The organism is Phreatobacter aquaticus (genome assembly GCF_005160265.1).
GTDB classification, from domain to species: Bacteria; Pseudomonadota; Alphaproteobacteria; order Rhizobiales; family Phreatobacteraceae; genus Phreatobacter; species Phreatobacter aquaticus.
The window spans coordinates 4,892,455-4,905,326 of sequence record NZ_CP039865.1; the positions used below are offsets into that span (position 1 = coordinate 4,892,455).

The 12,872-nt window shown below is 66.5% G+C and carries 12 protein-coding genes; 5 read left to right on the plus strand and 7 right to left on the minus strand.

Translation table 11 applies throughout. The features are described from left to right. Positions 1 to 56: 56 nt before the first annotated feature. From E8L99_RS23340 to E8L99_RS23360, 5 genes are read right to left on the minus strand one after another with little or no spacing between them, the layout of a single operon-like run. Positions 57 to 1,079 (minus strand): 5-oxoprolinase subunit C family protein, encoded by a 1,023-nt coding sequence (locus E8L99_RS23340; protein WP_137101808.1) that lies wholly within the window; start codon positions 1,077 to 1,079, stop codon positions 57 to 59. Further along, on the minus strand, positions 1,076 to 1,801 hold the full coding sequence (gene pxpB / locus E8L99_RS23345; RefSeq protein ID WP_137101809.1) for a 5-oxoprolinase subunit PxpB: 726 nt from the start codon (positions 1,799 to 1,801) through the stop codon (positions 1,076 to 1,078). The genes E8L99_RS23340 and pxpB overlap by 4 nt, the downstream gene beginning before the upstream one ends. A gap of 9 nt (positions 1,802 to 1,810) precedes the next feature. Continuing rightward, a complete protein-coding gene (locus E8L99_RS23350) occupies positions 1,811 to 3,115 on the minus strand; it encodes a TRAP transporter large permease (protein ID WP_137101810.1) in 1,305 nt (434 codons plus the stop codon). 40 nt (positions 3,116 to 3,155) lie between these two features. After that, positions 3,156 to 3,740: a TRAP transporter small permease subunit gene (locus E8L99_RS23355; RefSeq protein WP_137101811.1), complete on the minus strand. Its 585-nt coding sequence runs from the start codon at positions 3,738 to 3,740 to the stop codon at positions 3,156 to 3,158. 16 nt (positions 3,741 to 3,756) lie between these two features. Beyond that, on the minus strand, positions 3,757 to 4,749 hold the full coding sequence (locus E8L99_RS23360) for a TRAP transporter substrate-binding protein (protein WP_137101812.1): 993 nt from the start codon (positions 4,747 to 4,749) through the stop codon (positions 3,757 to 3,759). 324 nt (positions 4,750 to 5,073) lie between these two features. On the opposite strand from E8L99_RS23360, the gene E8L99_RS23365 reads away from it, so the two are divergent. Genes E8L99_RS23365 through E8L99_RS23375 form a run of 3 tightly spaced genes read left to right on the plus strand, consistent with a single transcriptional unit; the run spans position 5,074 to position 6,233 of the window. Next, positions 5,074 to 5,589, plus strand: coding sequence for a winged helix DNA-binding protein (locus tag E8L99_RS23365; protein WP_137101813.1), 516 nt, complete (start codon positions 5,074 to 5,076; stop codon positions 5,587 to 5,589). Positions 5,590 to 5,646: 57 nt separating this feature from the next. After that, positions 5,647 to 5,835 carry a type II toxin-antitoxin system HicA family toxin gene (locus tag E8L99_RS23370; protein ID WP_137101814.1) on the plus strand — a complete coding sequence of 63 codons (189 nt, stop codon included), beginning with the start codon at positions 5,647 to 5,649 and terminating at the stop codon, positions 5,833 to 5,835. A 5-nt stretch (positions 5,836 to 5,840) separates the two neighbouring features. Then, positions 5,841 to 6,233: a type II toxin-antitoxin system HicB family antitoxin gene (locus E8L99_RS23375; protein ID WP_137101815.1), complete on the plus strand. Its 393-nt coding sequence runs from the start codon at positions 5,841 to 5,843 to the stop codon at positions 6,231 to 6,233. An 18-nt stretch (positions 6,234 to 6,251) separates the two neighbouring features. Here E8L99_RS23375 and E8L99_RS23380 read toward each other — a convergent pair whose 3' ends face one another. Both E8L99_RS23380 and E8L99_RS23385 read right to left on the minus strand, forming a co-directional pair. Further along, positions 6,252 to 7,892, minus strand: a complete 1,641-nt coding sequence (locus E8L99_RS23380; protein ID WP_137101816.1) for a hydantoinase B/oxoprolinase family protein — start codon at positions 7,890 to 7,892, stop codon at positions 6,252 to 6,254. Between the two features lie 17 nt (positions 7,893 to 7,909). Then, positions 7,910 to 9,991, minus strand: a complete 2,082-nt coding sequence (locus E8L99_RS23385; RefSeq protein WP_137101817.1) for a hydantoinase/oxoprolinase family protein — start codon at positions 9,989 to 9,991, stop codon at positions 7,910 to 7,912. A 341-nt stretch (positions 9,992 to 10,332) separates the two neighbouring features. Here E8L99_RS23385 and E8L99_RS23390 point away from each other — a divergent pair, with 341 nt between their 5' ends. Then, positions 10,333 to 12,000, plus strand: coding sequence for an omptin family outer membrane protease (locus E8L99_RS23390; protein ID WP_168201815.1), 1,668 nt, complete (start codon positions 10,333 to 10,335; stop codon positions 11,998 to 12,000). Between the two features lie 63 nt (positions 12,001 to 12,063). Next, positions 12,064 to 12,828, plus strand: a complete 765-nt coding sequence (locus E8L99_RS23395) for a creatininase family protein (RefSeq protein WP_137101819.1) — start codon at positions 12,064 to 12,066, stop codon at positions 12,826 to 12,828. Positions 12,829 to 12,872 lie beyond the last annotated feature (44 nt).

Below are 12,872 nucleotides of genomic sequence, written 5' to 3' on the forward strand. Positions count from 1 at the left end.
TTCAAGCGAAGTGGATACCGGTTCGCGTGAAGAAAATGCGTCACAACAACGAGACTCTACAGGATTGCCTCTTCAGCCTGGGCGCTGACCCAGCCATCGACCAGATTGAGCGACAGGAGCCGCCCGGAATCGAGGCCGCCGCCGACGGGCTGGAGGCCGGCCTTGACGGCCTGGAGCATGGCAGCCTGCTCGCGCGCGGCCTGGATCGCCTCGTCGCGGCCAACCACCATGAAGCGCACCTCGCTGCCCGGCCGCTGCTGAACGAAGCGCGGCAGGTCGGCCGAGATCAGGGTGGCAATCTTCGGATAGCCGCCGGTCGTGCCGCAATCGGCGAGCAGCACGATCGGCTCGCCCGAACCCGGCACCTGGATCGCGCCGGTCGGAATGCCGTCGGAGACGATGTTGAAGCCCTTGGCGTGTTCGACGGCAGGGCCGCTCAGCCGGTAGCCCATGCGGTCGGCCTGGGCGGAGATCGTGTAGGCCTGACTGGTCAGCGTGGCGATGCCGGCCTCGGTGAAGTAATCGTCCTGCGGCCCCAGAACGACACGATAGGCGCCGGCATGGACCTTGGGCGCAACGGTCGCCATGAGATCCGGGCCGACCGGCCCGCCGAGCACATGCAGCGTCTGCCCCGCCTTGACCGGCCCGCGCTCGACGCCGCCGAGGCCTGCGCGCAGATGGAACGACTGGCTGCCGAGATCGGGCTTCAGGTCGAAGCCGCCGGCCACCGCCAGCACCATGAACGTGCCGAGCCGCGCGGGCGCAATCGATATGACCTGGCCGGCCTTGACGGTGACGGAGGTCAGCGGCGCCACCGGCTCGCCATCGATCTTCATCTCCGCCATGGCGCCGGCCAGCGCCACCCGGATATCGCCGCCCTCGACCTCGAACTGGCCGCCGAACACCGCGAACTCGATGGCCCCCGTGCCCGGTTCATTGCCCACCAGCATGTTGGCCACCGCCAGCGCGACGCGGTCCATGGCACCGGCGGGACCGACGCCATAGCGGCGGTAGCCGAACCGGCCACCGTCCTGGATGGAAGTTCCGGCGCCGCAATCCCTGACTGTCAGCGCGGTCATGGCGAGATGATCTCCGCCACCGGTTCGCCGGCCGCGGCTTGCGCGTCCAATGCATCCCAGCGCGAGGCGTCGATCGGCTGGAACACCACCTCCTCGCCGGCGCCAACCAGAAAGACCGGGTCGCGGTCGGGCATGAAATTGCGCACCGGTGTGCGGCCGAGCAGATGCCAGCCCGACGGCGCCTCCACGGACGCAAACAGCGCCTGGATGCCGCCGATCGACACCGAACCTGCCGGTGTCTTCAGCCGCGGATCGACCCGGCGCGGCAAGGCGATCGTTTGATCGGCATTGGAGAGATAGGCAAAGCCCGGCAGGAAGCCGAGCATGGCGACCGGGTAGATCCGCTCGGAATGGCGGCGGATCACCTCGTTGGGGGTCAGACCGTGCTTGGCCGCGACATCCTCGAGATCGATGCCGAACTCGCCGCCATAGACCACCGGAATGCGCCAGCGTTTGCGCTTGGCCGAGGCCTGTTCAAGCCCCGCCAGCACCTGCAGCACCCGCGCCTCGAACCCCGCCATGTCGATGGTGAGCGGATCGACCTGCACCATCACCGAGCGATAGGTCGGCAAGGTTTCCACGACGCCTGGAATGGCGGCATCCGCCAGCGCCTGATCGAAGGCGAGGCAGAGCGCGTTCACCTCGTCGTCGATCTCGGTGCCGAATTCCACCGTGACGGCGGTGTCGCCGCACGGCAGGAATTTGGGGCGGATGGTGGGCATGGACCGTCCTTAGCCGGCAAGCAGGTTTGGCATGAACATCACGATGCCCGGGAACAGGACCAGCGCCATGGTGAACAGGATCATGATGATCAGATAGGGCATCGTCACCTTGGCGAGATAGGAGAGACTGTCCCCGGTAATGCCCTGGATGACGAACAGGTTGAACCCGACCGGCGGCGTGATCTGCGCCATTTCCACCACCAGCACGATGAACACGCCGAACCAGATCGGGTCGAACCCCGCCTGCTTGATGATCGGCAGTGCGATCGGCAGCGTCATGACGATCATCGAGAAGCCGTCGAGGAAGCAGCCGAGGATCAGGTAGAACACGATAAGGGCGATCATCAGCTGGAACGGCGACAGGCCGAGGCTCTGGACGAAAGCCGCCGCCTTGGCGGGAATGCCGAGGAAGGCTGCCGCCGAGCCGAGGATCGAGGCACCGAGCAGGATCATCGCGATCATCGAGCAGGTCACGACCGAACCGATGGCGATCTCGCGTGCCGCAGCCCGGTCAAGTGACCCCTGGACAAAGGCGACGATGGCGGCGCCCAGCACACCGACGGCGGCGGCTTCCGACGGCGTCGCGATGCCGCCATACATGGAGCCGAGCACGCAGGCGATGAGGAAGATGGCCGGTGCCAGGTCCTTCAGCGCCGCGAACCGCTCGCCCCACGACACCTTGCTCAGCTCGCGCTCCGAGGCGGGCACCAGGTCCTTGCGGATCGTGGTGTGGATCATCACCCAGGCCATGAAGCAGCCGGCGAGCAGGAAGCCCGGAATGAAGCCGGCGGTGAACAGCTTGAGGATGGAGACATCCGCCAGCACGCCGTAGATGATCATGATGTTGGAGGGCGGGATGAGGAAGCCGAGCGTTCCGGCGCCGGCCAGCGAGCCGATGGCGATGTCGCGCGAGTAGCCGCGCTTCAGCAATTCCGAGAGCGAGATCCGGCCGACCACCTGGGTGGTGGCGGCCGACGAGCCGGAAATCGCCGCGAAGATCGTGCAACCCACCACATTGACGTGGAGCAGACGGCCAGGCAGCAGGCCGGCCCAGGGCGCCAGCCCCTTGAACAGCGACTTCGACAGATGGGTGCGGAACAGGAGCTCGCCCATCAGGATGAACAGCGGCAGCGACAGCAGTTCCTGGGTGGTCAGGATGTTCCAGGAATATTGCGGAATGAGCCGGTGCAGCGGGATATCGCGAAACAGGAACAGCAGAACCGTGCCGGTAACGCCAAGGGTGAGGCCGATCCACAGGCCGCCGGCGAGCAGCCCGAACAGGATCGCGAACATGACTAGGACTTCGACGGCCATCGAGGCCTCCGCAAACAGGAGATAAAGGACTGGATGGCTGCTATTCGACCGGGTTTGACGCCCGCATGGTCGGATCTTCCAGCGGCAGGTCGTAAACGGCGCGGATCGCCCGGCCGAGGAACTGCAGCGACAGCAGGGCCATGCCGAAGGTGACGACCACCATGGGCGGCCAGACTGCGGTACCCGAGGAAATCGAGACCTGCCCCCGCGAGTAGGACGCCCAGGTGAACATCGTCATGGCGACCGAGAGGTAGCCCATGGCGAGGAAGGCCAGCGTGGACGAGAAGACCTCGACCACGCGCTTGAACAGCGGGCCGAAATTGTTGAGCAGCAGCGTCACGCGGATATGGCCGCCACCGCGCAGCGTCATGGCGGCGCCGAAGGTGAAGGCGGCCGCCATGAGATAGGACGAATATTCCCAGGCATTGGGCACCGTGCCGGGCCCGATGCCGAGGAAATTCGAGGCTGCCCGAGCAATGATTTCGGACAGCATGAGCAGGGTCAGCGCCAGCAGACAGCCGGCGCCGATCCAGCCGTCCAGACGGCCGAGGCCGTCGATGGCCTGGAGGAAAGGCCGGATACCCGCCGGCGCCCCGGCATTGAGATCAAGATGCGGGGACGCCATCGGTTTCAGTTCCTTCTCAGGCGCGCTTGACTTCGGCGAGGTAGGCGTCGATCGCCGGCTTGGCCGCCGGGACGCGCTTGACGAAATCCTGCACCGCAGAAGCCGTCTTCTGGCGCATGTCGGCCATCATCGGCGCCGGAATGTCGACCACTTCCATGCCACCCTGCTTCAGGCGCGCAAGGCTGTCGGCATCGGCCTTGATCGAGGAAGCCCAGAACTCCGGCTCCAGCTTCTTGGCAACGCCTTCGATGGCGGTGCGCTGGGCAGGCGTCAGCTTGTTCCAGGTGTCGAGGTTCACATTGACCATCTGGCACGACCAGACGTGATTGGTCGGGTAGATGAACTTCAGGAACTCCCAGAACTTGCCGTCGACGCCAGAGACGGCCGAGGTCGACACGCCCTGCACCGCGCCAGAGGCGAGCGCCGGGATGGTTTCACCCCAGGGAATGACCACGCCGGTCAGGCCGAGCGCATTGACCATGTCCTGTGCGCCGCGATCCGGGCAGCGGACCTTCACGCCGGCAAGGCCGGCAAGCGTGTCAGCCTTCTTGTTGAGGTGGAGGTACTGCGTCGGCCAGGGAACCATGTAGAGGTTCTTCTGGTTGTTGCGCATGACCGTCGCCTCGAAGACCGGGCGGATATACTTGTGATAGATGCGGAGCTCGTCGATCGAGCCAACGAGGAACGGAACGCCCTCGGCGCCCAGCACCGGCTCGTCGCCGATCTGCTGGATGTTCAGAACGTCAGCGATCGGCACGAGGCCGTCACGCACGGCGCGCAGGTGCTCCGGGCCCTTGAAGCCGAGCTGGCCGCCGCCCTTGACCGTGATGTTCACCGCGCCGTTCGTGGCGGCCTTGACCTCGGCTGCGAAGCGATTGGCGTTGACCGTGTGGAAATTGGCGTCCGGCCAGACGGTGGAAAGGTCCCAGCTGACGGCCTGGGCGCGGGCGAGAGACGGCGCGGCGAGCGTTGCGGCACCGGCCAAGAGAATCTGACGGCGATCGATCATCTGTGTGGACTCCTGTTCCCTGAACTCTGGAATTCCCGCCGTTTGCCGGCGTTGAGGCTTGCGCCCTTGGGGCGTGATTGGACTGCCCTTTCCCGCCAATGACAAGACCCTCGGTTGCATTGCGGTGCACGACGGCACGCAGGCTTTCGCGGGGCTTGGCGCTCGGGGTGGACGATCATGTCGGCGGACTTGGAGATTATCGGAGAGATTCCTCTTGTCAACATAACGTCAACAAAATGTCGCTGTTTTGTCGACTTGATTTCACGAACAAGTCGAGGCTGAATGTTCGGCCCGCCTCCGCCGCACTCTTCTCCGGAGACCGCCATGACGCCGCGTCCCCTCGGGCCTATCGTTTCGTCCGCCCATCTGGCTGCCGGAGAGATGCCGGCCCTGTCCGAGTTCGAGTTCGGCATGATGATGGTGAGCCACGCCTTCCACCGCTGGACGGTGCGCTGCGCGGCGGCGGCCGGCGCGCCCGGTCTCTCCGCGCTGGAGAACATGATCCTGCACACGGTCTATCATCGCGGCCGGCCGAAGCGGCTGGCCGACATCGCGCTGGTGCTCAATGTGGAAGACACCCACCTCGTCACCTATGCGGTGAAGAAGCTGGAAGCTGCCGGCTTGGTGAAGGGCGAGAAGATCGGCAAGGAAAAGGCGGTCTCGATCACCAAGAAAGGCGCCGATATCTGCGCCCGCTACCACGAGATCCGCGAGGCCCTGCTGATCCAGGCGGTGAAGGCCTTCGGCACCGAGCCCGGCGTCCTGTCGAAGATCGCTACCGAGATGCGGGCGCTGTCCGGGCTTTATGATCAGGCGGCGCGGTCGGCGGCGAGCTTGTGATCCCCAAGTGTGTATTCATACACTTGTAGGCTGACGCTATCGTGTGTATAAATGTGCATGCGCAGTCGCGAGGTGATCGCCCGGCTGGAGGTTGATGGCTGGGTCAAAGTCGCCCAGGCTGGCAGCCATGTTCAGTTCAAGCATCCCGCGCGACCGGGCCGTGTGACGGTCCCCCACCCGAAGACCGATCTCCCGCTCGGCACGCTGCGCAGCATCGAGAAGCAGTCGGGACTGAAGCTGAGATAATGGCCATGCGCAATTATGTCGCCCTGATCCACAAGGACCCGGAGAGCGATTTCGGCGTCTCGTTTCCCGATTTTCCGGGCTGCGTCTCGGCCGGCGCCACCCTCGACGAGGCTCGCGACGGCGCGGCCGAAGCGCTGGCGCTCCACATCGACGGCATGATCGCGGATGGTGACGCCATTCCGCTGCCGTCCTCGCTCGACGTCATCATGGCCGATCCGGAAAACCGCGACGGCGTCGCGATTCTCGTGGCTGCCCCGGCGCGCGCGACGCGCAGCGTGCGCTTCAACGTCACCATGCCGGAAGACGTGCTGGGCGACATCGACCGCTATGCCGAGGCCAATGGCTTCACGCGTTCAGGCTTCCTCGCGGCAGCGGCCAAGAAGGTGATGGCCGCCTGAGGCGAACCCCAGGCCCCCTCACCCGCCGTAAGCCTTGGCGCCCTTCTTCGACACCAACCCCTCGGCCAGATCCTTCTCGATCAGCGCCTTGTCGCGGGTCTTCGGGTCGCCGATGCCGCCGCCGCCGGGGGTCATCACGATCAGCCGGTCATCGGGCGGAATGAGCTGGAAGCCCTTGCCCTTCAGCACCTGGCCGGACTTCAGCGACACCGCGCCTGCCCCGCCATTGTGACCGCCGTCGCGACCCCGCGGCGGATGGTCGATGCGGTCATAGGCGGCGAGCAGATCGAACGGCTTGCCGATGCGGCTGCCCACCTCGATCACCTGACCGAGGCCACCGCGCGTCTTGCCGGCCCCGCCGGAATCCTCGCGGAATTCCTTGCGCCAGAAGATCAGCGGCGTGATCGATTCCGCGATCTCTACCGGCGTGCCCTTGACGCCTGAGGGATAGGCGGTGGCCGAGAGGCCATCCTTCATCGGGCGCGCGCCGGTGCCGCCGTTCGAAGTGACCGCCATCATGAACCCGTAATTGCCCAGGCCCGCCTCGTCGGTCTCGCCGCGCACGTTCAGGTTCCACAGGCATGAGGTGCCCTCGGCCGGAACGCGCTCGGGGATCGCCTGGCGCAGCGCGCCGAACACCACGTCCGGCAGCATCTGCCCGATGATGTGGCGCGACGCCACGGGCTTGGGTTTAAGCGCATTGACGATCGTGTTCTCCGGCGCCGACACCGTCAGCGGCCCGAGCGACCCGGCATTGTTCGGAATGTCCTTACCGACCACGCAGGCCAGACCGAACACCGTATAGGCGGTCGTATAGGCCAGCGGCACGTTGATGCCGCGCTTCGAGGCCGGTCCCGTGCCGGAATAATCGACGTGGATGCCCTTCTTGGAGACATCCACCGTGCAGGTCAGCGTGACGGGCTCGTCATAGCCGTCCACCGTCATGCTGTTCGACCAGCGGCCCTGGGGCAGCCGGGCGATCTCGGCCATCACCGCCTCACGCGAGCGGGTGAGGATGTGCTTCGACAGGACATCGAGATTGTCGAGATTGAACTCGGTCATCATCTCGGACAGGCGCTCGCAGCCGACATCGTTACAGGCGGCGAGTGAATAGACGTCGCCCTCGGTGTCGATCGGCAGGCGCGTGTTCGCCCGGATCATCGCCATCAGCGTGTGGTTGAGCTTGCCGCGGTCCGCGAGCTGGAGCAGCGGGATATAGAGCCCTTCCATGAACACGTCGGTACCATCCGGCCCGAAGCCGATGCCGCCGATATCCATGAGATGGCTGGTGCAGGAGAACAGGCCGACAAGCTTGCCCTTGTGGAAAGCCGGCGTGGTCAGGACGAAATCGTTGAGATGGCCCGTGCCCATCCACGGGTCGTTGGTGATGTAGATGTCACCCTTCTTCATCGTCTCCACCGGGAACTCCCGGATGAAGTGCTTGACGCTCTCGGCCATGGAATTGACGTGGCCGGGCGTGCCGGTCACGGCCTGGGCCAGCATGTTGCCCTCCCGGTCGAACACGCCGGCGGAGAGATCGCCCGCCTCGCGGACGATCGGCGAGAAGGCGGTGCGCAGCAGCACCTGCGCCTGCTCTTCCACCACCGCGATCAGGCGGTTCCACATGACCTGAAGGTCGATATCGCTGAGCTTTGCCATATTGTCGCTCCTTCTGGTCACTTCTTGGCGGTCAGGACCAGGCCGAAGCCTGCATCGACATGGGCATCGAACGTGCCGGTCACGAAGGTCGAGGTGCCGGCCTCCACGATGATCGCGGGACCGGAGACCACGGCGCCCGGGGTCATCTCGGTGCGGTCATACATCGGCACCTTCACAACCTTGCCCGCCTTGGCGTCGAAGACCGGCCGCATCTCGATCGGCTTCGGACCCGCCTTGCGGCGCGGCGTCTTCAGAACCGGCGGCCTGGCCGTGTCGGTGGTCACCAGCAGAGCCCAGGACAGGACCTCGATCGCGGCGCCGGGAATGTGGCGGGCGAACAGCTGGCGATAGCCCGTCTCGAACCGGTCGCGCATCTGCGCCACGTCCTTGGCGGTCAGCGCGCGGTTTGGCAGCGACACCGCGATCTCGTGGCCCTGGCCGGAATAGCGCATGAAGGCGGTGCGCGTTTCGGTCAGCTTGCGGTTGCCCGCGGCCGCCTTGGCGAGACCCGTCGCCTCCCCGCTCATGCCCGACAGCAGACGGTTGGCTTCGGCGAGCTCAAACTTGTCGAGCCGCATGTATTTCGAGTGGACCAGTTCATAGGCCGCCGGCGCGCGCAGGAAGCCGATGGCCGAGCCGACGCCCGCATCGGCGGGGATCAGCAGACGCTTGATGCCGAGCTTCTCGGCAAGGCGCGCGGCGTGAAGCGGCGCAGCGCCACCGAAGGCCACCATCGTGTGCTCCGACACGATCACGCCGCGCTCCACCGAATGGACGCGGGCCGCATTGGCCATGTTCTCGTCGACGATCTCGGCGACGCCATGGGCCGCCATGTCGGTCTTGAGCGACAGGGGCTTGCCGACCGCGGCGTCGAGCGCCGTGCCGGCCTTGGCCGGATAGAGCGTGATCGCGCCACCGGCGAAACGGGCCGGATCGATCTTGCCCAGCGCCACATCGGCATCGGTGACGGTCGGGTTCGCGCCGCCACGGCCATAGCAGGCCGGCCCCGGCACGGAGGCGGCCGAATCCGGGCCGACCGTGATGCGCTTCAGGGCATCGACCCGGGCGATCGAGCCACCGCCGGCGCCGATCTCGACCATCTCGATGACCGGGATGCGGACCGGCAGGCCCGAGCCCTTCATGAAGCGCGACTGGCGGTCCACCTCAAAGGTGCGCGCCTTGTAGGGCGTCGCGTCGTGGATGAGGCAGATCTTGGCGGTCGTGCCGCCCATGTCGAAGGAGAGCACCTTCTTCTCGTCGCGCTCGGCGGCGACATAGGCGGCGAGGATCGCGCCGCCGGCCGGACCGGACTCGACGAGACGGATCGGGAAGCGCGCGGCGGTCTCGAGCGTGGCCAGCGACCCGCCGGACGTCATCAGATGGATCGGCTTGGTATAGCCCTCGGCCGCGAAGCGCTCTTTCAGGCGGCCGAGATAACCCGCCATCAGCGGCTGGACATAGGCATTGGCGATGGCCGTGGAGGTGCGCTCATATTCGCGCATTTCCGGGCAGACTTCGCTGGACAGCGTGATGCTGACGCCCGGCAGTTCCTCGGCCAGAACCTCGCCGGCACGGCGCTCGTGCACGCCATTGGCATAGGAATGGATGAAGGCAACGGCGACCGCCTCGACGCGCTCCTTCTTCAGAACCTTCGCGATGGCGCGCAGCGCCGCCTCGTCGAGCGGCACCCAGACCTTGCCCATCACGTCGATGCGCTCCGGCACGGTGTAGCGGAGCTGGCGCGGCACCAGCTGGCGCGGCTTGTCGATGAACACGTCGTACTGGTCGTAGCGGCCCTCGTCGGCGATCTCGATCACATCGCGGAAGCCGTCGGTGGCGATCAGGGCGGTCTTGGCGCCCTTGCGCTCGATCACCGCATTGGTGGCAAGCGTCGTGCCATGGACGAACACGTCGAGATCGGCGAAGGCGAGGCCCGCCTCGCCCAGCACCTGCCGCGTCCCGTCCACCACCGCCTCTTCCGGGGCGGATGGCGTGGTCAGCACCTTGGTGGTGAAGCGCTGCTCGCCGCGTTCGACCACGATGTCGGTGAAGGTTCCGCCAATATCGGTGGCAAGGCGGATCGTCTCGGACTTCTTCATGCGCGACACTCGTTCGGACCGGGGCTCGGGCGACTGTGTCACGCACCGGGCACCGAGGCCACAGCACAGCAGACATTCGCGCGAGACCGCCAGCGAAATGGCTGAAATCGGCTTGGTCGCGACCATCGCGTGGCCCAAAATTCATGTCAACAATTCATCGACGTTTTGTCGTCGTTTTGTAATTTCGCATTACGGGACGGCGCGCGGCGCATAGGTCACAGGCGCCTGCATGGCAGCAGATCTGGCTATCCACAGGATTCTCTGGAGGGCTGAATTGTGATGCCGGACAGCCCGTGAAATCACTGCCGCGCCGGCCGGGAAATCGGCCGTGGAGCATGAACATGGCATTGACGTTACGTAAGAAATCCAGCGCGCGGCACAGCGCATTGGCCCTCGCGACCCTGGCCGGCGGCCTGGTTCTCGCCCATCCCGCCACAGCCCAGCAGACCAATCGCGAATGGCGCGGCACCCTCGACGGGCTGACCGTCGATCTCTCCACCGGCCTGCTCAACGGTCACGGCCGGGAATATGTCCTCAACCCGGACGGCTCGTCCGTCAGCATGCTGCGCTGGAACATGCGCAATGTCCTGATGTTCAACGCGGCCATTGCCTATCGTCCAGCGGACTGGCTGAAGCTCGAGATGCGCGGCTCGACCAACTTCACCGGCATGTCGCATATGGACGATTACGACTGGAACATTCCGGGCTGCCCGGCCTCGCCCACCGGCACCTATTGCGAATCGAACCACCCCGACACGGTCCTGCGCAACGCCATCCTGTTCGACAGTTTTGCCGCCGCGCGCTTCCTGACCCTCGGCCCGGTGCAGCTGAGCGCGGTCGCCGGCTACAAGTTCGACTTCTATCGCTGGCAGGGCTCGGGCGGCACGTCCAACTATGCCCCCTTCCCGCCCGGCAGCGGCATTTCCTATGACCAGACCTGGCGCGCGCCCTATCTCGGCCTCGCGATGGAGGCAGAGCATGGCCCCTGGTCGCTCCGTGGCCGCCTGATCGGCTCGGTCTGGGCGCTCGGCACCGGCCGCGACCTCCATCACCTCAGGTCGACCCTGTTCACCGACCGCCTCGGTCCCGGCCAGATGATGGCCGCCGAGATCGGGCTCGGCTACCAGATCCGCCCCGGCATGACGCTCACCGCCGACTACCGCTACCAGGCCTGGCGGATCGCCCAGGGGCCAGCCGACTCGCAGGCCCTCGGCGGCGCGCTGACCAGCTTCCCGGGCAAGGGCGGCGGCGGCAGCAACACCTCGCACATGGTGTCGCTCGGCCTGCGCATCCGTCCGGGCGAAGCCGTCCGAATGGCGCAGGGCGCGCCGACCGCACCGGTGTCGCTGGCTGGCTTCCATGCCGGCGTCGATATCGGAGCCGCCTGGCAGAATGCCGGCTGGACGACCAATTCCATGGGCGGCACGCCGGGACGGCTGGTCCCCGAAACCGCCGCAGCCCGGCTTGGTTCGGGCGCTCCGCGCGTCGGCTTCTTCGCAGGCTACGGCCGCCAGGTCGGCGCCTGGATCGTCGGCGCGGAAGCCGATATCGGCCTGGCCAATGCCAACCGGACGATCGTCGGCGTGCCGGGAGCCCTCGATGCAACCGCCATCGTCTCGGCAACCGACGGCGTCCGCATGACCAGGCTCTGGGACGCCAGCCTGCGCGCTCGGTTCGGCTACGAGGTGAAGCCCGGCCTTGCGCTCTACGCCACGGGCGGCCTCGCCATGGCGGCCAGCCAGCTGCGCGTCGGCTGCAACAATGGCGCAAGCTGCGTCGGCGGCACCAGCCTCGACCAGAGCGTGACGTCGACCCGCCTCGGCTGGACCCTCGGCGCGGGCGCCGAGGCGGCTCTCGCCGGTCCCTGGTTCGCACGGGCGGAATATCGCTATTCGGCCTATGCTGCGGTGAACCCGACCTTCTTCGCCACCGTCCCGGCCGACACGATCAGGTCGACCGTGTCACTGAATGACCATCGCGCCAGCGTGGCGCTCGGCTATCGTTACTGACCATCGCGCCGCCGGTTGCCGTTTCGGTGCCGGCGGCGCCTCGACCGCCTGAGGGAGGACAGCATGCCCACCATTGTCGAATGGTCGAAGCTCACCGCGCCCGAACTCAACGCGCTGGCCGGCGCCGATGCGACGGTCGTCCTGCCGGTCGCCTCGACTGAGCAGCACGGCCCCCATCTCGGCACTGGCGTCGACGCGATCCTCTGCGGCACGGTGTGCCGGCTCGCCGCCGAGAAGGCGTCAGCCCAGCGCGCCGTCGTCGTGGCGCCGACGCTCTGGGTCGGCATGGCCGAGCACCACATGGAGCATGGCGGCACCTTCACGCTGGATATCCCGACCTATCGGGCGGTGCTGCTGTGCCTCATCCAGTCGGTGAAGCGCCACGGCTTCACCCGCGTGCTGATCGTCAACGGCCATGGCGGCAACATGACCGCGCTCAACGCCTTCCTGCCGGATCTCTCCCGCGAGACCGGGCTGGCGGTGGCAGCCACGACCTATTTCGAGCTCGCCCAGCCGGCGTTTGCGCCGCTGCTGGAAGACCAGACCGGCGTGCTGCATGCCTGCGAGGCTGAGACCTCGATGATGATGGTGGCCGCCCCCGACGCGGTGCGCGCGGACAAGTTCGCCGAGGCCTATGGCCCGCAATTTTCCGATCCCCGCGCCGTGCTGGCGCCACCCGTGCAGCGCTTCCGCTCGTTCAAGGGCCTGACGCCCTCGGGGGTGCTCGGCGATGCAAGGCGGGCGACCAGGGCCAAGGGCGAGGCGCTTCAGGCCGCGGCGGTGGATGCGTTGGCCGAGGTTCTGGTGGCCGGCACGCCCTGGGGGTGAGCGACGCAACGAGCAGGGAACAACGCCCCCTCCCAATCAGCTCA

Coding starts and splice junctions, on each gene's coding strand:
- E8L99_RS23340 (WP_137101808.1), bottom strand. CDS start 1,079: ATGACCGCGCTGACAGTCAGGGATTGCGGCGCCGGAACTTCCATCCAG.
- pxpB (WP_137101809.1), bottom strand. CDS start 1,801: ATGCCCACCATCCGCCCCAAATTCCTGCCGTGCGGCGACACCGCCGTC.
- E8L99_RS23350 (WP_137101810.1), bottom strand. CDS start 3,115: ATGGCCGTCGAAGTCCTAGTCATGTTCGCGATCCTGTTCGGGCTGCTC.
- E8L99_RS23355 (WP_137101811.1), bottom strand. CDS start 3,740: ATGGCGTCCCCGCATCTTGATCTCAATGCCGGGGCGCCGGCGGGTATC.
- E8L99_RS23360 (WP_137101812.1), bottom strand. CDS start 4,749: ATGATCGATCGCCGTCAGATTCTCTTGGCCGGTGCCGCAACGCTCGCC.
- E8L99_RS23365 (WP_137101813.1), top strand. CDS start 5,074: ATGACGCCGCGTCCCCTCGGGCCTATCGTTTCGTCCGCCCATCTGGCT.
- E8L99_RS23370 (WP_137101814.1), top strand. CDS start 5,647: ATGCGCAGTCGCGAGGTGATCGCCCGGCTGGAGGTTGATGGCTGGGTC.
- E8L99_RS23375 (WP_137101815.1), top strand. CDS start 5,841: ATGCGCAATTATGTCGCCCTGATCCACAAGGACCCGGAGAGCGATTTC.
- E8L99_RS23380 (WP_137101816.1), bottom strand. CDS start 7,892: ATGGCAAAGCTCAGCGATATCGACCTTCAGGTCATGTGGAACCGCCTG.
- E8L99_RS23385 (WP_137101817.1), bottom strand. CDS start 9,991: ATGAAGAAGTCCGAGACGATCCGCCTTGCCACCGATATTGGCGGAACC.
- E8L99_RS23390 (WP_168201815.1), top strand. CDS start 10,333: ATGGCATTGACGTTACGTAAGAAATCCAGCGCGCGGCACAGCGCATTG.
- E8L99_RS23395 (WP_137101819.1), top strand. CDS start 12,064: ATGCCCACCATTGTCGAATGGTCGAAGCTCACCGCGCCCGAACTCAAC.